Here is a 19300-nt window from a genome sequence, read left to right on the forward strand (position 1 = left end):
CGTAAAATCACTCTTCGGTGCGGATCAGCACCGTTTCTCCGACCAGGAAAAACAGGAAGAACGGTCCCCATGCAGCGAGCAGCGGCGGGTATCCACCGAAGCTGCCCATGGCCAGCGCGGCATTATCGACCACGAAATAGGCAAAGCCCAGCGCCATCCCGATAACCGCGCGGATAAAGAGGTTGCCTGAACGCGCAAGACCAAATCCCGCCACAGCGCCGAGCAATGGCATGAGAACAGCCGACAATGGCCCGGAAATCTTGTGCCACCACTTGGCCTCAAGCTCGCTGGTGCGGCGGCCTGCCGATTGCAACGCATCGATACTTTGTGAAAGCTCACTCAGCGTTTCTGCGTCCGGATCGACGCGGCGAAGTTCGACTTGACCGATCTCGACACCGGGCGCGACCACGATCTGAGGCAGTTCGCTCGTCTGCGCAGTGCTGACCACGAAGACATCGGCATTGTCCATCTGCCAGCCCGGCGCAGCAAAGGTCGCGCGCCCGGCGCTTACTTGCCGGGTGATCATTCCGGCATCGTCGCGCTCATAAAACGTGACATCGGTCAGTACGGTGTTCTCCGCGCGCCCTGAGGCGTTAGCGGCCATAAGCACGTCGTTCCCATCGTTGAAATAGACATTGCTGCGCACCGCAGGATCTTCCGGCACAGCGGCGTATTCGACCGCTTCCCACGCCTTCAGTGTGGCCGAAGCGCGTGTAACGACTCTCTCATTAAATGCGAATGATATGACAGCGACAATCATACCCATCAGCAATAATGGCGCGAGGATCTGGTGCGCAGAGAGGCCTGCCGCCTTCATCGCGATCACTTCAGAGTTCTGGTTCAGTCCGGCAAGCGTGATGATCGTCGCGAGAAGCACGGAATAGGGGAGGAAACGCGCCACAAGCTGCGGCCCGCGTAGGGAAGCGTACTTCCAGATTTCGGCTTCGCCGTTGCCATCAATCGCAAGGATATCGCCCGTCTTGCCGAGCATATCGAGCATCAGCAGCACGAGCACCAGCATGGCCAGCACCGCGACAATGCGCACCACAAACGTCTTGGCGAGGTAGATTGTCAGCCGACGGGAAGGGAAGAAATCAAGCAGCACCTTGTGCCCCTTCCCAATCCGTTTCCTCCATTTCCGCTTGCTGCATTTCCTGGTCGCCCTGCCTGAACTCGCCTTCGGGCACCACGCCCTTTAACCGCTTCTTGCCCAGAATCCGGCTCACGAAACGGCCGATCTTGGCGTAGAATGTCTCAAGGAAGCCGATCGCCTGCCCGCCCGGTACAAAGGCGACCTGATAATACATCCAGGCAATCATCGAGAAGAGTACTGCGAACGGCCCCCAAAGCGCCAGGAACGGATCGAGCTGACCGATGGCTGCAACCTCAGATCCGTATTGGTTTATCTTGTGGTAGGCGACCACGATCACGATCGCGAGGAAGATGCCTAGCGCCGAGGTCGAGCGCTTGGGCGGGATTGCCAGCGCCACCGCCAGCAGCGGCAACATGATCATCATGATGACCTCCACCATGCGGTAGTTGAAGGCCGCCTGGCTTGCGGCCCGCTCGGCAGTGGTGCTTTGCGGGCTCCAGCCGATTTCGAGCAATTCGGGTATCACATATTCGCGTTCGTCCTCGCCGCGTTCGCGGAACTGTTCGAGCGCGGGCAGATCAATTGGCAAATCATGGCGGCTGAAGCTCAACACGCGCGGCGAACCATCGGCTACTTCGTGCACGATTGTCCCGTCAACCAGCCGCAAGATGATGGTGTTGCGGTCTTCGCCGTTGGCCAGAAAGCGTCCCTCGCGCGCGGTGATCGAAAGCACTTGCCCCTCTGCATCGGCAAAGCGGGCGAATATGCCTTCCAGCTGGCGGCCATCGTCACGGCTGCCCTCGATCCGCAGCGCCATGCGGTCATCAAGGACATTGAACTCGCCCACCTTGATCGAGGCGCCCAGCGCGCCCGAACGCAGATCGAATTCCATTTCCTCGTAAGCGAAGCGTGCTTGCGGCTGGATAAAGCCGACAATGGCAAAGTTCACTGCCATCAGGAACACAGTGATGAGGTAAGGCACGCGCAGCAACCGGGTGTAGGACAGGCCAACGGCGCGCATCACGTCCAGTTCGCTGCTGATCGCCAGCTTGCGGAAGGCAAACAGCACCCCGAGCATCAATCCCAACGGAATCGCCAGCCCCGCATATTCAGGAATGACATTGAGCAGCATTTCAAAAACGATGCCGATAGGTCCGCCTTCGGTGCTGACAAATTCAAACAGGCGCAGCATCTTCTCCAGCAGCAGCAGGCTGGCCGCCAGAATGAAAATACCGATCATCGGCACAATCGTGAGCCGGAAGATATATCGGTCTGTGGCTGTGAAGAAGCGGGACAAGGTCGGCAATTCGTTGTTGAACTGACAGGGCCTTAGCGGGAAAAAGTCGCCGGGTCAGCCCCCGGACACTGCCCTACGCCTTTTCCAGCGTGCATTGCAGCGGGTGCTGGTTCTCCCGGGCGAAATCCATCACCTGGTTCACCTTGGTTTCGGCGACTTCATAGGGGAAGATGCCGCATATGCCGACGCCGCGCTGGTGGACGTGCAGCATCACTCTGGTGGCCTCCTCCAGATCCATGCGGAAAAAGCGCTTCAGAACGAGCACGACGAATTCCATCGGCGTGTAGTCATCGTTCAGCATCAGCACCTTGTACTGGCTGGGCTTCTTGGGCTTGGAGCGAGTCTTGGTCGCAACGCCCGTCTCCCCTTCGGCTTCATCCACACCATTATCGCTGCCTTCATCGGCAGCGGTCACGGCCCAGTTGCGGCCAGCAGGATCGGGATGGTGCGTCATAGGAAGAGGAGCGAATATCGTATCAGAAGGGACAGCTGCAAGGGGTCTCGGCGAAGAAGTTTAAGGTTCTCCAAACGCAGCAGGCCGGACAGCTTGCGCTGCCCGGCCCGTTCTGGCCGCCAGGGAGAGGAGAGAGGCGGCCTGAATTTGCTCGGAAGTCTTAGGCGACCTTCGAGAGCTTTTCTGCGGCGACGTTCACGCGGCCCGAAATCGGGGCAGCAGCGTCGTTAGCCAGCTTCACAGCTGCGTCGGTGTTCTTCGAAGTGGCAGCAACCATTGCATCGAAGTTACGGCGAAGGATCTTGCCCTGCAGCTGGAACAGCTCGGTCGGGCTCTTGATCGCAGCCATGTCCTTCAGGTCAGCCGTTGCAGTTTCGTAAGCCGACTTGGCTTCGTCTGCATAGGTCTTGCCGAAAGCCTGGACGCCTTCTGCAAAGATCTTGCCGCTTTCGACGACAGCTTCGACGTTGCCCTTGGCGAAGTCGGTAGCTTCGGTCATTGCTGCGGTGCTCTTGTCATAAGCAGACTGAGCGCGATCCTGCATTTCCTTGACCGCGTCGGTCATGGTTTCGGTCATTACAGCGGTGTAATCGGTGTTCTTGGTAGCCATGATGGTTTCCTTGAGTTGAGTAACTGTTGTCTTGGTCTTCGCTGCGGCCTTCTTGGCGGTCTTCACAGCGACCTTTTTCACTGCTGCCTTCTTCGTGGCAGCCTTCTTCACACTTGCTGCCGTTTTGGCCGGCGCCTTCTTTGCAGCGGCTTTCTTCACCGCCACCTTCTTGGCCGGGGCCTTTTTCGCCGGAGCCTTCTTGGCGGCCGGCTTCTTGGCAGCAACTTTCTTCGCGGGTGCCTTGGCAGCAGGAACCGTCTTCTTGGCGGTGTTCTCTGCGGCGTCAGCCTTCAGCGCGTCCACAAGCTTCGCCTTGGCAGGCTTCACTTCTGCCGACGCTGCGGCATAGGCCTTCTCGGCACTGTCAGAACTGGTGGTCTTGGACTGAGCCATGTTTCCTCGCTTTCGTGGTCAAACCCTTTTGACCCTTTGTTGCATTGCACAATATAAGTTTGTGCAAGTGCGAAGTCAAGGATTTTTGTGCAGTGCACAAAAGCGAGATTTTCGATATAATATAGCGCGTTAGAGTTTCAACGTGTCTTTACGTATCTGCCCGGAGCATCTTCAATTGCCGGATTAGCCTTGGAGCCGGGCTTGCGCGCTCCTGTGGCCTTCACCTTCTTAGAGTCCTGCGATTCGAGCCATGCCAGCCAGTCCGGCCACCAGCTCCCCGGAGTTTCTGTGGCGCCTTCGATGAAGCTCTCGAGTGAGTCGAATTCGCCTTCATTGGTCCAGTACTGGTACTTGCCCGCCGCGGGCGGATTGACCACGCCTGCGATGTGCCCGCTGCCCGCCAGCACAAAGCGGATCGGGCCGGAGAAATGCTCGGTGATCTTCCATACGCTTTCGGGCGGCGCGATATGGTCTTCGCGGCCAGCCTGCACATAGCTCGGCACCTTGACCTGTGTCAGATCGATCGGAGTTCCGCCTACGTCCAATGCGCCGGGTTCGACCAGCAGGTTGTCGCGATAGAGATCGCGCAGATAGGCGGCGTGCCACTTGGCCGGTAGATTGGTGACATCGCCGTTCCAGAACAGCAGGTCGAACGCGGGATAGTCCTCACCCAGCAGATAGTGGTTCACCACATAGTTCCAGATCAGATCAGACCCGCGCAGCATGTTGAAAGTAGCCGCAAGGTATCGCCCATCCAGATAGCCGCCCTTGCTCGCTTGCCGGATGAACTCGAGCTTCCCGTCATCGACAAACAGCTTGAGATCACCGGCATGGGTAAAGTCGACCTGCGCGGTGAAGAAGGTCGCGCTTTTTACCTTGTCGGCCTCGCCACGCATGGCCTGCACAGCCAGCGTGCCGGCAAGCGTGGTACCTGCCACGCAGTATCCGATGGTGTGGACGCTTTTCACCTTCAGCCGTTCTCGTACGACATCGATGGCTTCCATCTGCGCGAGGAAATAATCGTCCCAGTCGATATGCGTCAGCGTCTCATCAGCGGATTTCCAGCTCACCAGCGTAACGGTGATGCCCTGGTCGACTGCCCATTTCACAAAGCTCTTCTTCGCGTTGAGATCGAGGATGTAGAAGCGGTTGATCCACGGCGGGAAGATCAGCAACGGCGTCTCGAATACTTCAGCGGTGGTCGGCGAATACTGGATCAGCTGGAACAGTTCGGTTTCGTGGATCACCTTGCCCGGCGTCGCCGCGACATTCTCGCCAATGGTGAACTGGCTCGTATCCGTGTGGGTTAGCTGGCCGTTTTCCAGATCGGTGGAGAGCCGCTCCAGTCCCTTCATGATGTTGTCGCCGCCGCTTTCCACTGTGCGTTCGAGCACGACCGGATTCATCAGCGGGAAGTTTGCGGGGCTCATCGCGTCGAGCACGTTCTGCGTGGCAAAGCGCAGGTTCTTGCGGTCTTCGTCCGACAGCCCCTCCGCGGTGTCGACCTTCTCGTTTAAACGCTCGGCAATCAGCAGATAGGTCTGGTGGATCAGCGCGAAGACCGGCTGCTTGCGCCAGGCCTTGTCGGCAAAGCGGCGATCACGGCGCGGCAATTGCTTGTCGTCACCCTCCCCGCCTTCGCCAGAGAATTGGGCGAGCACGTTCTGCCACAGCTCGAACCCTTCGTTCCAGAGCTGCTGCTGACCGGCCGGATCGAGCAGCGGCATCGTCTCGGACCATTTGCGCATAGCGTCCAGCCAGTTGGACGGCGTCGTCAGCATAGGCGCGGTACGCTGGTCTTCGGGCAGGCAGAACTGCAGCCAGGTTTTCTGGAATTCCATCATGGCATCGCCCATCGCATCGATTGCGGGCCGATCGGGCACGGGCGTGTCCGAGCCCGGCGCTACGCCCTGCATCATTTGCCGCGCCGCCTCGCCCTGGATGCGAAGCATTTCGGTGAAGATATCGGCCGCGTCTTGCGCGCCACCCGTTCCGGTTTCGTCGTTCTTTGCCATCGGGGCGCTTCTAAACGCATTTTGCGACAAAGTGGAGGCATCCGCATACGAATTGAACGCGTTGCGATATTGCGCACGATGCTGCATTGACCGCTCAATAATTCCACGCCCAGCAAAGAAAGAGACGATGGACAACGATTTTTACCGCATCAAGCGCCTGCCGCCCTATGTTATCGCAGAAGTGAATGCGATGCGTGCGGCCGCGCGTGCGGAAGGTCGCGACATCATCGATCTGGGCATGGGCAACCCCGATCAACCGCCTCCACAGCACGTGATCGACAAACTGTGCGAAGTGGCACAGAAACCCGATGCGCACGGGTATTCGCAATCCAAGGGCATTCCCGGCCTGCGCAAGGCCCAGGCCAATTATTACGAGCGTCGCTGGGGCGTTGAACTCGACCCCGAAAGCGAGATCATAGTCACGCTTGGCTCCAAGGAAGGGCTCGCCAGCCTCGCCACCGCGATCACCGCACCGGGCGACACGATCCTGGCCCCCAATCCCAGCTATCCGATCCATACCTTTGGCTTCATCATCGCCGGCGCGTCGATCCGCTCGGTGCCGACAACGCCTGACGAAAACTATTGGAAGGCGTTGGAGCAGGCAGTAAATTTCACCGTCCCTCGCCCCACCGTGTTGGTGGTGAATTTTCCGTCCAACCCCACTGCTGAAGTCGTCGATCTCGATTTCTACGAGCGGCTGGTGGACTGGGCCAAGTTCCACAAGGTCTGGATCCTGTCAGATCTCGCCTATTCAGAGCTCTACTACGACGGCAAGCCAACCCCCTCGATCCTGCAGGCCAAGGGCGCAAAGGACGTGGCGATCGAGTTCACCAGCCTTTCCAAAACATTTGGCATGGCCGGCTGGCGGATGGGCTTTGCAGTTGGCAACCGCACGCTGATCTCCGCCCTAACGCGAGTAAAAAGCTATATCGATTACGGTGCCTTCACGCCTATTCAGGCCGCAGCCTGTGCCGCGCTCAACGGACCGCAAGACTATGTCGAGCAAAACCGTGCGATGTATCACAAGCGACGTGACGTGATGGTGGATGCATTCGGCCGCGCCGGGTGGGAAATTCCCGCCCCGCCCGCGAGCATGTTCGCATGGGCTCCCTTGCCGCCTGCGCTCAAGGACATGGGCAGCCTCGAATTCTCCAAGCAATTGCTCACCCAAGCTGAAGTCGCGGTGGCTCCCGGCGTTGGCTATGGGGAGGATGGCGAAGGCTTTGTGCGGATCGCGATGGTCGAGAACGAGCAGCGGCTCCGGCAGGCGGCGCGCAACATCAAGCGCTATCTCCAGAGCATGGGCGTGAGCGCGCCGGAGGCCTAGGCCTCAAGCTTTGCCCCATCTGTCCTGCAGAAAAACAAAGTGGCATTGGGCACTTGCGCTCATGCCCGGAAATGTCTGACATGGTCGCCAAGGGGACAGGGAGCGTAAGAGTTGCCATTTTTTGGCTGGATCGCACCGGGGGCCGAACCTCCACCGCAGTGGGACTTGCGCCAGCACGGCTGGCACCTGTGCCACGGCAACGACGGCTGCCGTGCGGACTGCCACCATGTTCTTGTTTGTGACACACGCGGGCTTTCATCCAACGATCAATTGGCGCTTGCGGAAGCCGACCGTCCTGCCTGGCGGCTGATCATGATCGGTGTCGAGAAGCCTTCCTTGAGAGCGAAGCTGCTCAACATGGGCTGCGCGGAAGCACTACCCGCACTTACCGGCGGGCCCGAATTGCTGGCGCGCGTGCGCCGCGTCAACGATATGTTCGGCATGCTGCCGCGCTGGCGCCATGTCGGCAATCTCACGCTTGATCTGTTCCACCGCGACGCAAGACGCGGGGCAAAGTGGCTGGGCCTTCACCCGCGCGAGTTCGGTGTGCTCTGGCGCCTGACGGACAAACCGGGGGAGCTGGTGTCGCGCCAACAACTGCTGAAAGACGTCTGGCGGCTCAACCACGAACCCGAAACCAACAGCGTGGAAGTACATATCTCGCGCCTACGATCCAAACTGGCGAGTGCGGGCGCCTCGGAAATTGTCGAAACATCGACCGATGGCGGATACCGCCTGTCAGACGATGCCCCGTTCATGTTTGCAAAGGATCCTCCGGAGGGTGACGCGCTGGACGGCTATCTGCGCGCCATAGGCTGGACGTGCGATGCCCCCGATCAACCGACCAGCTGTGCAGCGAACTTGTCGAACACGGTTTCGTGAAGCGGCTGCTCGAACGCGATTCCGGCCCGGCCATCCTCGTTCCAGACCAATTCAGCAGGCTGAGCGCTGAGCCCGGGTAACGTGACGAGCACCCGGTCACCCGGAGTGCCTGTCCAGCCGCGGGCTTCGACCATTGCGCCTCCGATAGAGATATCGAGCACCTCCAGATCGGCACTCATCCCGCGCCGTGATCGACACTTGATGCGCAATTCCGTCTTCTCTGCAGCGACAGAAACCATGAAGTGTGGCCTTTCAAAACCTGGCGTGCTGACGGTGTATCAGCGATCCGTCTAATCCGGCGTAAATCCCAACCGCTAAACAGATGCTCGAATTCAGCGTTAAGGCGGAATTTACCGTGATAATCGGGAATTGGCCGCCAATATCGAAAATTGACACCTTGGGCATTGCACCTTGCTGCAGGCTAGGCTAGTTGGCGCGCCTTCCGGCCCGATGGCGGAGTGGTTACGCAGAGGACTGCAAATCCTTGCACGCCGGTTCGATTCCGGCTCGGGCCTCCATTCCCTTTGAGAGCGTGTTGCACAGCCGCATACGCGCAGTGAAGGGCCGATGGAATGCCGCTTTAGCTCAGTTGGTAGAGCACATCATTCGTAATGATGGGGTCACGTGTTCGAGTCACGTAAGCGGCACCATGGCTTCCGTTTGCTCAAACTGGCGGCCTAGCAAGCAGACGCTGATCGAATTGATCGTGCCTGTGGCGCAAAATTGTCGCTGGTCGATTGAAACGCCGGTGACGTAGCCCGTAGCATCTGTACTTAGAAGCGCTTGCAACCAAACGCTTGTTCTTGGATAGTTGTGCTCAACTACGGCACAGGGTGAAGGCGTTGGGGAAAAAAGAAGCAGCGGCAAGAATAAAGATCAATCGGCTTCTTGATGAAGCTGGTTGGCGTTTCTTTGACGACGCAAATGGTCCTGCCAATATCGTTCTAGAACCCAACACCAAGATCACCGAAACTCAGATCAATGACCTCGAAGACGCATGACTACGCACCTTACCGCACGCGTTGCATGGCACGATGATGGCTGGAACGGGCGAGTATGCGCCAAGCCAGAACAAAATACATACTGCGTAGGACTAAGATCCTACCCCGGCGACGTCATTCACCGGGAACGAGACCTGGAGCAGGAAACCAAATGCGCCGGAAAAGCGGTTTGCAAGCTCGGTAGTGATGACCTGCCGCCTTGCATCTACAGTATCAACGCGTTCGGCCCGGAGCCCATACGAGGCTTCTCCAACCCACCTGACTTTTTTTATGACGGTGCTGAGCGGGAGGAGTGGGATATTCCGCCATCAACGGTTTGCGTCTGGCCGTATGAGTCGATGTATGGCGACGAAGTCTATACCAATGGACGGCTCGACAACGACAAGCGGCGCGAAGGTGCGGAAGGTTTCTTCGAAGAGCTGGAAGCTGACGAAAGTCTGATCTTCTACTACGCCAACCACTCGAACCCATTTACCGACGAAAATGACCCGAAGTATGTGATCGTGGGCGTTTCAAGGGTCAAACAGATCGGCAAACCTCTCTTTTATTCCAACCCCTCGGACTATGTCCGTGAGAACTATGCCGGCGGAATGATCTGGGCGCGCAATGTAAGCTCGCACTATCCCAACGAGGGATTCCGCATTCCCTATCACGCATATCGTGATCAACCGGAAATCTTGGAATCGATCCTTCTCACCCCAGAACATCCAGCAACCTGCAAGTACGGAGCTCGGCATCTAACCGATGACACTACAATCGGCATGCTTGAGCAGATGTTGGGGGTCATCCAACGACTGAAAGACATCGGCGATACGCACGAGGACTGGGGCGTCAGAGAGAAGTGGGTTCAAGCACAGATTGCCAGGCTCTGGCAGCGTCGCGGACTCTATCCTGGCCTCCTCACCGTGATGGACCTGCTAAACGCTGAAACGTGCATTCCCAAGGCGAAAGAGCTTTGCGACGCGGGAAATGAAAAGGAGGCATTCGAACGATTCTTCACTGCCCTGGAGAGCGGGAAAGAATGTCAGGAGCTTGATCTAACCGGGGTGAACGCGAAGCAAGTCGCAAGAGCGTGGCAACTCCTTGAAGACGATGTCAGGGCATTCCTAAAGACCGTCGCCGTGCGGATCGATATATACTTCGATCAGCTTGAAGTGATCGTCAGTGAAAACCGGCTTTCACATGGTCTTTCAGAGCTACAAGAAATTGTCGATGATCCATACTTGCTGAGTGAGTTTTTTGTTGGCGACGGTCTCGATGACATCATTCCATGGAGTACGATTGACCGAGGTGTTTTCCCATCCCCTGAGCTAGGAGCAGAGGCTCTGTGCGAGATGCTCCATGACGATCCCCGCAGGTTCCGATCGCTTTGTGTCGAACAACTAAGGCGAGAACCCAATCAGACCTTCCGTCCTGCTGACATCGTTTTGAAAGAGGTCAATGCACGCCTTGATCGATTGCCCGAGTGGAAGCGACACACCTTCAGCATGCGATACTTTGAGGTTGATCGTGAAGCGCTGGAGAAATCGCTGGTCCTTCGCTCGGAAGCTGATCGGCTCTATCTCTATTTGCAACGCGTTTTCGAAGATGAACGAACGGTTGAAAGGACGCTCAACGAGCTTTTTGACCGACCAGAAATCTCGCTATCACGCCCAATCCCAGATGGTTTCTGGTTGCGTTCTGTTTCTGACGAAGAATCGATCCTCGCGCAAAAGGGCGGTGAAGAATATCGCAAGGCCGTTCGTGCCCAGGCAGACCAATGCGCTCAGATTTTCCGTCTCCCTCTGTCAGTGATTTCCGGTCGGGCCGGAACTGGCAAAACAACGATTATTCGCGCAATCGTAAAGGGCTTGCGTCAGGTCGAGGGTGCCGGTGCCCGTGTCCACGTAATGACGCCCACCGGAAAGGCTACAGACCGAGTTAGAGCGGTGTTCGAGCGGCACAAAATCTCGGGCGTCGACGTATCGACAATTCACTCCTTTCTCGCGTCGAATGGATGGTTGAATGACAACCTAACTTTCAAGCGGAGCGGTGGAAAGCGCTCCGACCTTGAGGGTACAATCGTCATCGATGAAACGTCGATGCTAGACCTTCAATTGGCCGCTACATTCTTCCGCGCGATTGAATGGCAAGGCGTGAAGCGCTTGATCCTTGTCGGCGACCACAACCAGTTGCCTCCGATTGGTCGCGGAAGAGTGTTCTCGGACGTTATAGATTGGATGCGAGGCTCAAATGCTCCCAACCTGGCGGTGCTCGAAACAAACATGCGTCAGATGGAAAACCGCATCGATGGACGCGGCGAAGGCATCCTTGGGCTAGCTGAGCTCTTCCTTGTCGATCCAGCCGCCCAAGCTGAGCAAACAACGCCAGAGGCGGAAGATCTGCTTAAGAAGGTTCATCAGGGAGGCCACGTTGACGAGGATCTTGAGGTGATCTTTTGGGATTCACCCGACGACCTCGTCGATAGCTTGATCGAAGATTTGGTAGCCGCACTGCCTGCCAGCGACGGTGAGGAGCCGATCTATAAGTTATGGCGTAAGGAAGTGATGCAGAACCGACCGGAGAGGCTTCAGGTTCTCACTCCACATCGTGGCGAACTGCATGGTGTTGATGCACTTAACGTTGCCCTCCAGTCCGTACTTACTAACGACTTGATGGACCGGGTTGGCGCTGTCGACGGCGTAACCTTGAACGATAAGGTAATCCAGGTCCAAAATAGAACTTCCCGTCGCGGATTATGGGCGTATGATTTTGATAAAAACAAGCTGCGGAAAGTAGAACTCTTCAATGGTGAGATCGGGTATGTGGAGGCCCATAATTTTGATCGAAGTGATTTGAAGAAGGTTTTTGCAGGCTACAGCAAAAAGCGTTTGAAAAGATTTCAGGTCAAATTTGCTCGAAAAGAGAAGCTCTGCGTGAATTATGGTCGGGGATTGCCGACCGACAGGAAGGGCAGGTACGTTTCTGAAAGCATCGAGGGCAACCTTGAGCTGGCCTATGCAATCTCCATACATAAGTCACAGGGCAGCGAGTTCGAGAAGACTTTTGTTGTTTTACCGAACTCTCGTCGACCACTCTCCGCTGAACTACTGTATACGGCTCTCACACGAGCTCAGGGGCATTGTCGTCTGTACGTGCAAGGCAGCCTGTCGCCGTTGCTTGAGGCTCGACGCAAAGAGAACGCCCAGAGCTTGCTAGTGTCCTCATCGCTCTTTGACCGTTTCAGACCAGTCGAAGACCATCTGCTGAATAGAGACGACTGGTACGAAAGCGGTAAGATACACGAGGCGCTCAGTGGGGACATGGTCAGATCCAAATCGGAAGTGATCATTGCCAACCTCCTCCATCAAGCTAGGATTCCCTTTACCTATGAGGAGCCAGCTTACGCGCCGGATGGGAGCTTTTATCTGCCCGACTTCACATTGCGGATCGGGGGAGAAAGACTCTTTTGGGAGCACTGGGGAATGCTCTCAGATGAGGCCTACAAAGCTCATCGTGATCAGAAGACTTCATGGTATGAAAAGCACTTTGCTGGCCGACTTGTCGAAACTTTTGAGGGCAGTCAGCTAAGCTCAGAGGCAAACCGCCTCATTGGCGATCTCAAGCGTAGTCTCTAAAACTTCTGCATACCACGCTCTGAATGGCCGCCGGGTTATTGCTCGGTCGGGTTGAATTCCTGCTCCCGATCCGAAAATGAGAGCTATCAGTGAATCCGCCGACTATTCACCCAGTGATACCGGCGGCGCCCGCGCACATTGGAACTGATAGGCACACCGTACGCAGCGGTGATGCCGGGTTTTCTTGTTAAATATTATAGCTTTGGACGTCATTTCGGGGTGTGCATCAACCAATTCGAACGTGATTTGCGAATTGGATTCGCAAATCACATGCAAGTCAGAGACATGCAGAACCCGGCTACCTCCCCGCGTCGAACGAAGCCTTGCCGGCGCGAATGGCGAATTCACTGGGGCGGCGCACGGGAATCATCAGCACGCACCGTACCCCTTCCTTGTCAAAATCCAGCTGTACAGGGTGGCGAAGTTCATGCGCGACAATCCGCTCGATGAGATCGGTGCCGAAACCCCGGGTTCGGTTCGATGCAACAGGCGGCCCACCACGTTCCAGCCATTCAACGCGGACAAGGTCTTCAGAAGCGAGCACCCAATCCACACTCACGGTGCCGCCGGGCTGGCTTAGCGCGCCATACTTGCCAGCATTTGTCGCCAGTTCGTGCACCGCAAGACCGAGCGATAGCGCATCGTTGGGGGCAAGCTCGATATCGGGACCGCTGAGCTGCAACTGATGATCGCCGCCATGCGCGTAGGGCAACAATTCAGCGTCCACGACCGAACGGATCGGGGTGGAGCCCCAGTCCGACTGGGTCAGCAGATCGTGCGTTGCAGACAATGCCCGCACTCGCCCATCCAGTGAGGTCGCAAATTCGTCCACATCCTCGGCACGGCGGCGCGTCAGGGCGATAATCGAAAGCACATTGGCAAGCGTGTTCTTGACCCTGTGATTGAGCTCTCTGGTCAATGAATTGCGGATCGATGCCTGCTCTTCAAACCAGGTTAGCGAAGACTCATCCTCTTTCGCTTGCTGGGTGAGCATCCGCACCAGCAACAAAAGCAGCGTGGCAACCAGCAGGCCAAAGATCAGCGTCACCATCGAGAGGCCGGAAAGACCGGGGCTTCGTCGCTCGCTAACCAAGAGGACGAACGCGTGTTCGGCAATCACCACCGTCTGGCGGACATTGCGAAGGCGGCTCATTTCGCCGTCAAAAGTGCTGGCGACCAGCGACTCCTCTCCTTGATCGGGGTCCTCGGCATAGAGCCGAACGCCATAGGACCCAGCATCCTCGAGTTCGAGCGCGCTTTGCAGAAAATCCTGCGCGTTGAACGGGCTGTAGATAAAACCCTTCAATTGTCGGCCGCCTGGCCCAGCCTCGAACACGGGCATGTAGATCAGGAAGCCCGGCGCTTCGCCGTTTCCTTCCTGTTGCAACACGACCTTACCGCTGGCGACAGGCCGCGCGTATTCCTCTGCCTCCTGCATCGCGGCGCGGCGGACGGGCTCCGAATACATGTCAAAGCCCAGTGCCCGGCGGTTGCGTTCTGTATCGGGCTGCAAGAATGTGACGGGGACTGCAAAAGCCTGCTCGCCGGACAAGCCAGGATAGAGCTCGTACGAGCCCGGCCCTTGCTCCGCCACCAGCGCATTGAATTCCTCAACCTGCGTCGGGAAGACGACCCTTGCCCAGCCGATCCCTTCAGCACCGCGATAGTCGGCATCAAGCCGCAGCTCCGATACGAAACGCCGGAAATCGTCCGCCGGAACTTCATCCATTGTCGAAAGCAAGGCCGCGCCTGCACGTAGATAGGCGCTGCTGGCATTGGCGCGGCGTTCGAGTGCGGCGGCAATGGCTGTTGTCCGGGCGCTCAGCTGCGCCGCGTCACGCTGGGTCTCGCCGCGTTCAATTGCGAAGACGCTGAGGATCGTGATGGCTGCGACCAGCGCAAAAATGCCGACGGGCAAAGCCCGCGGATAGCTCAGGAGCCACCGTTTTGTCCTGCTCCGCCGTTCGGCCGCCTGTTGCACCCTCTTACCTCTAAATCTCGCGCAATTCGGCTCATGCCGAGAAGAAACGCACTATGCGGGGAACCGGACGCGACGGATTTCGTTCCAATCGCACACAGTATCGCACAATTTTTTGCAAAGCGCGGCACAAGCAATGCCCATCTCGAACCGGGCTGCAAGAACTCCGCGTTTTCGATGGGATAGAATTTTTCAGCCAATGGTACCGTCTCAAGACAACAAGAAGCTTGCACCGCAGACGGAAAATGCGGATGCTCCCAAGCAAGATGGCCCGGAATGGACTTCCGGCCTCAAGCGACTTTACGACAGCGTGCTGGATGAGCCGCTGCCCGATAGCTTCAAGGACCTTCTCTCCAAACTGGATGAGAACGAAAACGGATGAGCGAGACCAAGGCGAAGAAGGAGCTGCCCAAGCGCAGCGCCGAAGACAAGCGTGCGTTCAAACGCGAGCTGACCGAAGTCGTGCCGCATCTGCGTGCATTCGCTCGCGGGCTTTGCGGGCGCCCCGACATGGCGGACGATCTCGTGCAGGAAGCCCTGCTCAAGGCATGGGCTGCGCAGGAACGGTTTGAACCCGGTACATCGATGAGAGCCTGGACCTTCGTGATCCTGCGCAATGCCTATCTCACGGATATGCGCCGTAATCGGTTTCGCGGGGAATATGATGAGGGTGTGGCGGAGCGAATTCTTACCGCACCCGCAAGTCAGGAAGAGCCCATCCACCTGTCCGACCTCCATCGCGCATTGCTGACCCTGCCACCGGAGCGGCGCGAGGCATTGCTGCTCGTGGGCGCAGGCGGTTTCTCTTACGAAGAGGCGGCCAACATCTGTGGCTGTGCAGTCGGTACGATCAAGAGCCGCGTCGGGCGCGCCCGTGCGACGCTGTCCAGCATGATTCAGGATGGCGACATCCCCGATCGTTCAATAGAAGACCCTGCAGCGCACCGCGCCATTCTGGAGGAACTGGACGAGGTCGCTGCCGGTCGCGGTGAAACCGCGTCAATCAAGTAATTTCGCGGGCTGCATGCTCGCACGAAGAAGGAATTTCAGGCGAGCATGAGTTCGGAGGGGGATTTTCCGGAAGATGAAAGCATCGGAGCGGCTCGTCGCCGCACGATGACCTTTGCCGCACAAGAATTGCGGCTGATCTCCGCGCTTGTCGTGCTGTTGGCGATTGGCCTGTTTTTTGCCCTGCCCTTCGTTCTCTCGATCGGTTCGGTCGTTTTCCTGCCGCTCGTCGCGGGTTTGATTCTGACGATCATTCTCTCACCACTGGCAGACAAGATGGCGAGCTGGGGAGTGCCCAACATCCTTGCATCGCTGCTCGCCCTGCTCGCCTTCTTCGCGATCCTCGCTCTTGCGCTGACCGCGGTCTTCACGCCTGCAATCTCGCTTTATGACGAGGTTCCGGCGATGATCACACAAGTGGGAGAGCACTTCAGCGAGCTGCAGATGACCTTCGCGTGGGTCGCGCAGCTCAACGAGCAACTCGCCGCCCTGACCGGCGACAAGGGGACCGAAGTCGTCCTCGCCGGGCCAACCATGCTGGAGCAGCTTGCACTCGCAACGCCAACCGTGCTGCTTGAGCTGCTGCTGACCTTCATGCTCGCCTTCTTCATGATCGAAGCACGGGTGCGCATGCGCCGTCGTCTCCTGCTGGATCGCCAACAAGTTGGCGCCAGCCTCAAGGCAGCGCGGGCCATGCGCGAGGTGCAGGACCGTGTGGCGGCCTACATCATGACGGTTGGCGTGATCAATCTGGGCGTCGGAGTGGTGGTCGCGCTTGGCGCATGGGCGATGGGTATGGATGCGCCGATCATGTGGGGTGGGCTTGCTGCGCTTCTAAACTTCATCCCCTATGTCGGTCCGCTGATGATGATCGTATTGCTTGGCCTGTTCGGTCTCGGCTCCGCAGACTCGGTGTTCGTAGGCCTGATTCCTGCCGCCGCCTATCTTGGCCTGCATACCGTGGAGTCAAATGTCGTGACACCTAGTGTGCTGGGCGCGCGCTTCACCATGAACCCCGTCGCTATCCTGCTGGCTCTCGCGTACTTCGGATGGATCTGGGGCGTAGCTGGCGCGCTGCTTTCAGTGCCCATCCTGCTGACGCTCGCAGCGCTGATCGATCATCTGGGCAGACCCAACTTTATCGGCTTCATCTTTGGTGAACCGCTGTTTTCGACCAACATCCTGGATATGCAGGCCGAAGACTGAAAAGGGCCCGCTCCCGGTGAGGAGCGAGCCCTTTGCACACATGCCTCTGATCAGGTGATCAGGCGGGATAGGTCCAGGCCGATCCGCGCGCCAGATTGTCAGCCGCGAAGTCCCAGTTGAGGTGATTGTCCACCACCGCATCGAGGTAGCTCGGGCGGGCGTTCTGGTGATCGAGGTAGTAGGCGTGTTCCCACAGGTCGATCACCAGCAGTGGGTTGTAGTCGCTGTCAGCCAGCGTGTCTGCGTCGTGCGTATCGACGACTTCCAGCTTGCCGCCCTTTTCCGCGAGCCAGACCCAGCCGCTGGCAAAGTGACCAGTGCCCTTGGCTTTCAACTGGCCCTTCAGCTCATCAAGCGATCCAAAGCTCGCATCGATCATGTCGGCAAGGTCGCCGCTCGGGCCCGAGGTGCTCGGTGTGAGCGAATGCCAGAAGAAACCGTGGTTCCACACCTGTGCCGAGTTGTTGAACAGGCCGGCGTTCGAACCGCGCGATGCGGCAATGATCTCTGCCAGCGAGGCGTCGGCCTGATCTGTGTCCGCAATCGCATCGTTGGTTTTCGTAACATAGGCATTGTGGTGCTTGCCGTGATGGAAGCTGAATGTCTCCGCGCTGATCGCCGGGGCAATCGCTTCGCTATCGTAAGGGAGCGGCATAAGTGTGAAAGCCATGAGTGGTTGTCCTTCCTGTCTTGAATTCCGGTATGCCCTACCAATGCGTGAGCCGGGCGCAAGTTGCATGTTGGTGCCGATTTTCCGCCAAACAAGCCCGCGCACCAGCTTCATAGGTGACAAGCCGAGCGCAAGTCGGCATGCAGTTTGCCAAGACAAGTTGCACGCAATCGAAGGGTAAGCATGGGACGCACCTATTTCGGCACGGACGGCATTCGCGGCCGGGCCAATGGCAAGACACTCAACGCCGCCGTGGCGATGAAGGTAGGGCAGGCCGCCGGACGCCATTTCCTGCGCGGCGATCACAAGCACCGCGTTGTGATCGGCAAGGATACCCGCCTGTCGGGTTATATGATGGAGAACGCACTGGTTGCGGGCTTCACCAGTGTAGGGATGGATGTGATCATGACCGGTCCGCTCCCCACCCCAGCTGTCGCGTTGCTGACGCGCGAAATGCGCGCCGATATCGGGGTGATGATCTCTGCCAGCCACAACGCCTATCCTGACAACGGCATCAAGCTGTTTGGCCCGGACGGTTTCAAACTGTCCGATGCCGATGAAGAAGCGATCGAAGCAGCCATGTCGCAGGATCCGGTGCTGGCCGAAGGCGATGCCATTGGCCGTGCGCGGCGGATCGACGATGCCAAGGGCCGCTACATCCACGCGGTCAAGCGCGCCCTGCCAAGCGATCTTCGGCTCGACGGCCTCAAGATCGTCATCGATTGCGCGCACGGCGCGGCCTACAACGTCACCCCCACCGCCATCTGGGAGCTCGGCGCAGAGGTCATCGCGATGGGCGTCTCCCCCAACGGCACCAACATCAACGATGGTGTCGGCTCGACTTCGCTCGATGCGATCAGAGCCCGCGTGGTCGAGGAAGGCGCGGACATTGGCATTGCTCTTGATGGCGATGCGGACCGCCTGATCGTGATCGACGAGAAGGGGCAGAAAGTCGACGGCGACCAGATTATGGGCCTGATCGGCAGCCGATGGAAGCTGAAGGGTCTGCTCAAAGGGCCCGGTGTTGTCGCCACGGTCATGTCCAACCTAGGCCTCGAGCGGTTCCTTGCTGGCGAAGGATTGGAGCTGATCCGGGCCAAGGTCGGTGACCGCTACGTTCTCGAAGAGATGAAGCGGCACGGGTGCAACGTCGGCGGGGAGCAGTCGGGCCATATGATCCTGCTCGATCATGCGACCACGGGTGATGGCACGATCGCCGCGATGCAGGTGCTCGCCGCGATGGTGCGCACAGGCAAACCCGCCAGCGAGCTGCTCCATCTGTTCGACCCCGTCCCGCAACTGCTCAAGAACGTGCAGTATGACGGTGGCGATCCGCTGGAGGACACGAGCGTCAAACAGGCGATAGCCGATGGCGAAGCCGATCTTGGCAACAGCGGTCGGCTGGTGATCCGAAAGTCGGGCACCGAGCCGCTGATCCGCGTGATGGCAGAGGGCGACGACGCCGCACAGGTTACCCGCGTGGTGGACGACATCTGTAAGGCTGTCGAGAAGGCGCTCTGATGCTCGCGATGCGCCCCGATTGCGAGCGCTGCGGCGCAGACACACCGGCCGACCTGCCGGGTGCCTTCATCTGCAGCTTCGAATGCACCTTCTGCGCCGAGTGCGCTGAGGCGCTGGACGACACCTGCCCCAATTGCGGCGGCGAACTGGTCGACCGTCCCACCCGCCGCGGCAAAGCGCTCGCCAAGCACCCGGCGAGCACCGAGCGCAAGTTCAAGGGCTGAGCTA

The 19300-nt window shown here is 58.3% G+C and carries 17 protein-coding genes and 2 tRNA genes; 11 read left to right on the plus strand and 8 right to left on the minus strand.

All coding sequences use genetic code 11. The features are described 5' to 3' along the window. Window positions 1–7: 7 nt before the first annotated feature. From lptG to OOZ52_RS05355, 5 genes are all read right to left on the minus strand, one after another. Complete coding sequence (gene lptG, locus OOZ52_RS05335) at window positions 8–1105, minus strand: LPS export ABC transporter permease LptG (RefSeq protein ID WP_274697470.1); 1098 nt, start codon at window positions 1103–1105, stop codon at window positions 8–10. Beyond that, window positions 1095–2333, minus strand: coding sequence for an LptF/LptG family permease (locus OOZ52_RS05340; protein ID WP_446698114.1), 1239 nt, complete (start codon window positions 2331–2333; stop codon window positions 1095–1097). Before OOZ52_RS05340 ends, lptG begins: the two co-directional genes overlap by 11 nt. Before the next feature lie 130 nt (window positions 2334–2463). After that, window positions 2464–2844, minus strand: a complete 381-nt coding sequence (clpS, locus tag OOZ52_RS05345; RefSeq protein ID WP_274697472.1) for an ATP-dependent Clp protease adapter ClpS — start codon at window positions 2842–2844, stop codon at window positions 2464–2466. Window positions 2845–3004: 160 nt separating this feature from the next. Next, window positions 3005–3847, minus strand: coding sequence for a phasin family protein (locus OOZ52_RS05350; protein WP_274697473.1), 843 nt, complete (start codon window positions 3845–3847; stop codon window positions 3005–3007). A 137-nt stretch (window positions 3848–3984) separates the two neighbouring features. Continuing rightward, a complete protein-coding gene (locus tag OOZ52_RS05355; RefSeq protein ID WP_274697474.1) occupies window positions 3985–5862 on the minus strand; it encodes a PHA/PHB synthase family protein in 1878 nt (625 codons plus the stop codon). A 127-nt stretch (window positions 5863–5989) separates the two neighbouring features. Here OOZ52_RS05355 and OOZ52_RS05360 point away from each other — a divergent pair, with 127 nt between their 5' ends. Both OOZ52_RS05360 and OOZ52_RS05365 read left to right on the plus strand, forming a co-directional pair. Continuing rightward, window positions 5990–7189 carry an LL-diaminopimelate aminotransferase gene (locus OOZ52_RS05360; protein ID WP_274697475.1) on the plus strand — a complete coding sequence of 400 codons (1200 nt, stop codon included), beginning with the start codon at window positions 5990–5992 and terminating at the stop codon, window positions 7187–7189. A 111-nt stretch (window positions 7190–7300) separates the two neighbouring features. Beyond that, window positions 7301–8071 carry a winged helix-turn-helix domain-containing protein gene (locus tag OOZ52_RS05365; protein ID WP_274697476.1) on the plus strand — a complete coding sequence of 257 codons (771 nt, stop codon included), beginning with the start codon at window positions 7301–7303 and terminating at the stop codon, window positions 8069–8071. Here the strand turns inward: OOZ52_RS05365 and OOZ52_RS05370 are convergent. Continuing rightward, window positions 8026–8310, minus strand: a complete 285-nt coding sequence (locus OOZ52_RS05370) for a PilZ domain-containing protein (protein WP_274697477.1) — start codon at window positions 8308–8310, stop codon at window positions 8026–8028. The two genes, OOZ52_RS05365 and OOZ52_RS05370, sit on opposite strands and share 46 nt — an antisense overlap. Before the next feature lie 205 nt (window positions 8311–8515). Here OOZ52_RS05370 and OOZ52_RS05375 point away from each other — a divergent pair. The 4 genes from OOZ52_RS05375 (at window position 8516) to OOZ52_RS05390 (ending at window position 12689) form a co-directional block, all read left to right on the plus strand. Further along, window positions 8516–8589: transfer RNA gene (locus OOZ52_RS05375), tRNA-Cys, on the plus strand. Between the two features lie 56 nt (window positions 8590–8645). Continuing rightward, a tRNA-Thr gene (locus tag OOZ52_RS05380) sits at window positions 8646–8721 on the plus strand. A 192-nt stretch (window positions 8722–8913) separates the two neighbouring features. Continuing rightward, complete coding sequence (locus tag OOZ52_RS05385) at window positions 8914–9072, plus strand: hypothetical protein (protein WP_274697478.1); 159 nt, start codon at window positions 8914–8916, stop codon at window positions 9070–9072. Continuing rightward, entirely contained in the window at window positions 9069–12689 is a 3621-nt protein-coding gene (locus tag OOZ52_RS05390) for an ATP-dependent DNA helicase (protein WP_274697479.1), read from the plus strand. The genes OOZ52_RS05385 and OOZ52_RS05390 overlap by 4 nt, the downstream gene beginning before the upstream one ends. Window positions 12690–12987: 298 nt before the next feature. Here OOZ52_RS05390 and OOZ52_RS05395 read toward each other — a convergent pair whose 3' ends face one another. Next, window positions 12988–14607 (minus strand): CHASE domain-containing protein, encoded by a 1620-nt coding sequence (locus tag OOZ52_RS05395; protein WP_274697480.1) that lies wholly within the window; start codon window positions 14605–14607, stop codon window positions 12988–12990. A gap of 259 nt (window positions 14608–14866) precedes the next feature. On the opposite strand from OOZ52_RS05395, the gene OOZ52_RS05400 reads away from it, so the two are divergent. Genes OOZ52_RS05400 through OOZ52_RS05410 form a run of 3 tightly spaced genes read left to right on the plus strand, consistent with a single transcriptional unit; the run spans window position 14867 to window position 16881 of the window. Then, window positions 14867–15049 (plus strand): NepR family anti-sigma factor, encoded by a 183-nt coding sequence (locus OOZ52_RS05400; RefSeq protein ID WP_274697481.1) that lies wholly within the window; start codon window positions 14867–14869, stop codon window positions 15047–15049. Beyond that, window positions 15046–15678, plus strand: coding sequence for a sigma-70 family RNA polymerase sigma factor (locus tag OOZ52_RS05405; RefSeq protein WP_274697482.1), 633 nt, complete (start codon window positions 15046–15048; stop codon window positions 15676–15678). Before OOZ52_RS05400 ends, OOZ52_RS05405 begins: the two co-directional genes overlap by 4 nt. A gap of 45 nt (window positions 15679–15723) precedes the next feature. After that, window positions 15724–16881 carry an AI-2E family transporter gene (locus tag OOZ52_RS05410; RefSeq protein WP_274697483.1) on the plus strand — a complete coding sequence of 386 codons (1158 nt, stop codon included), beginning with the start codon at window positions 15724–15726 and terminating at the stop codon, window positions 16879–16881. 58 nt (window positions 16882–16939) lie between these two features. Here OOZ52_RS05410 and OOZ52_RS05415 read toward each other — a convergent pair whose 3' ends face one another. After that, window positions 16940–17551 carry a superoxide dismutase gene (locus OOZ52_RS05415; protein ID WP_274697484.1) on the minus strand — a complete coding sequence of 204 codons (612 nt, stop codon included), beginning with the start codon at window positions 17549–17551 and terminating at the stop codon, window positions 16940–16942. Window positions 17552–17734: 183 nt separating this feature from the next. Here OOZ52_RS05415 and glmM point away from each other — a divergent pair, with 183 nt between their 5' ends. Then, the gene (gene glmM, locus OOZ52_RS05420) at window positions 17735–19072 is read left to right on the plus strand and encodes a phosphoglucosamine mutase (RefSeq protein ID WP_274697485.1); all 1338 of its coding nucleotides are present in this window, start codon (window positions 17735–17737) and stop codon (window positions 19070–19072) included. Continuing rightward, on the plus strand, window positions 19072–19296 hold the full coding sequence (locus tag OOZ52_RS05425; RefSeq protein ID WP_274697486.1) for a DUF1272 domain-containing protein: 225 nt from the start codon (window positions 19072–19074) through the stop codon (window positions 19294–19296). Before glmM ends, OOZ52_RS05425 begins: the two co-directional genes overlap by 1 nt. The last annotated feature ends 4 nt before the right edge of the window (window positions 19297–19300 follow it).

It is taken from the genome of Aurantiacibacter sp. D1-12 (assembly GCF_028858515.1).
Taxonomy (GTDB): Bacteria; Pseudomonadota; Alphaproteobacteria; order Sphingomonadales; family Sphingomonadaceae; genus Alteraurantiacibacter.

What these genes read in the sequence shown, in the direction of transcription:
- OOZ52_RS05340 (WP_446698114.1), bottom strand. Translation starts at nt 2,333, where the DNA reads ATGATCGGTATTTTCATTCTGGCGGCCAGCCTGCTGCTGCTGGAGAAG.
- clpS (WP_274697472.1), bottom strand. Translation starts at nt 2,844, where the DNA reads ATGACGCACCATCCCGATCCTGCTGGCCGCAACTGGGCCGTGACCGCT.
- OOZ52_RS05350 (WP_274697473.1), bottom strand. Translation starts at nt 3,847, where the DNA reads ATGGCTCAGTCCAAGACCACCAGTTCTGACAGTGCCGAGAAGGCCTAT.
- OOZ52_RS05355 (WP_274697474.1), bottom strand. Translation starts at nt 5,862, where the DNA reads ATGGCAAAGAACGACGAAACCGGAACGGGTGGCGCGCAAGACGCGGCC.
- OOZ52_RS05360 (WP_274697475.1), top strand. Translation starts at nt 5,990, where the DNA reads ATGGACAACGATTTTTACCGCATCAAGCGCCTGCCGCCCTATGTTATC.
- OOZ52_RS05370 (WP_274697477.1), bottom strand. Translation starts at nt 8,310, where the DNA reads ATGGTTTCTGTCGCTGCAGAGAAGACGGAATTGCGCATCAAGTGTCGA.
- OOZ52_RS05390 (WP_274697479.1), top strand. Translation starts at nt 9,069, where the DNA reads ATGACTACGCACCTTACCGCACGCGTTGCATGGCACGATGATGGCTGG.
- OOZ52_RS05400 (WP_274697481.1), top strand. Translation starts at nt 14,867, where the DNA reads ATGGTACCGTCTCAAGACAACAAGAAGCTTGCACCGCAGACGGAAAAT.
- OOZ52_RS05405 (WP_274697482.1), top strand. Translation starts at nt 15,046, where the DNA reads ATGAGCGAGACCAAGGCGAAGAAGGAGCTGCCCAAGCGCAGCGCCGAA.
- OOZ52_RS05410 (WP_274697483.1), top strand. Translation starts at nt 15,724, where the DNA reads ATGAGTTCGGAGGGGGATTTTCCGGAAGATGAAAGCATCGGAGCGGCT.
- OOZ52_RS05415 (WP_274697484.1), bottom strand. Translation starts at nt 17,551, where the DNA reads ATGGCTTTCACACTTATGCCGCTCCCTTACGATAGCGAAGCGATTGCC.
- glmM (WP_274697485.1), top strand. Translation starts at nt 17,735, where the DNA reads ATGGGACGCACCTATTTCGGCACGGACGGCATTCGCGGCCGGGCCAAT.
- OOZ52_RS05425 (WP_274697486.1), top strand. Translation starts at nt 19,072, where the DNA reads ATGCTCGCGATGCGCCCCGATTGCGAGCGCTGCGGCGCAGACACACCG.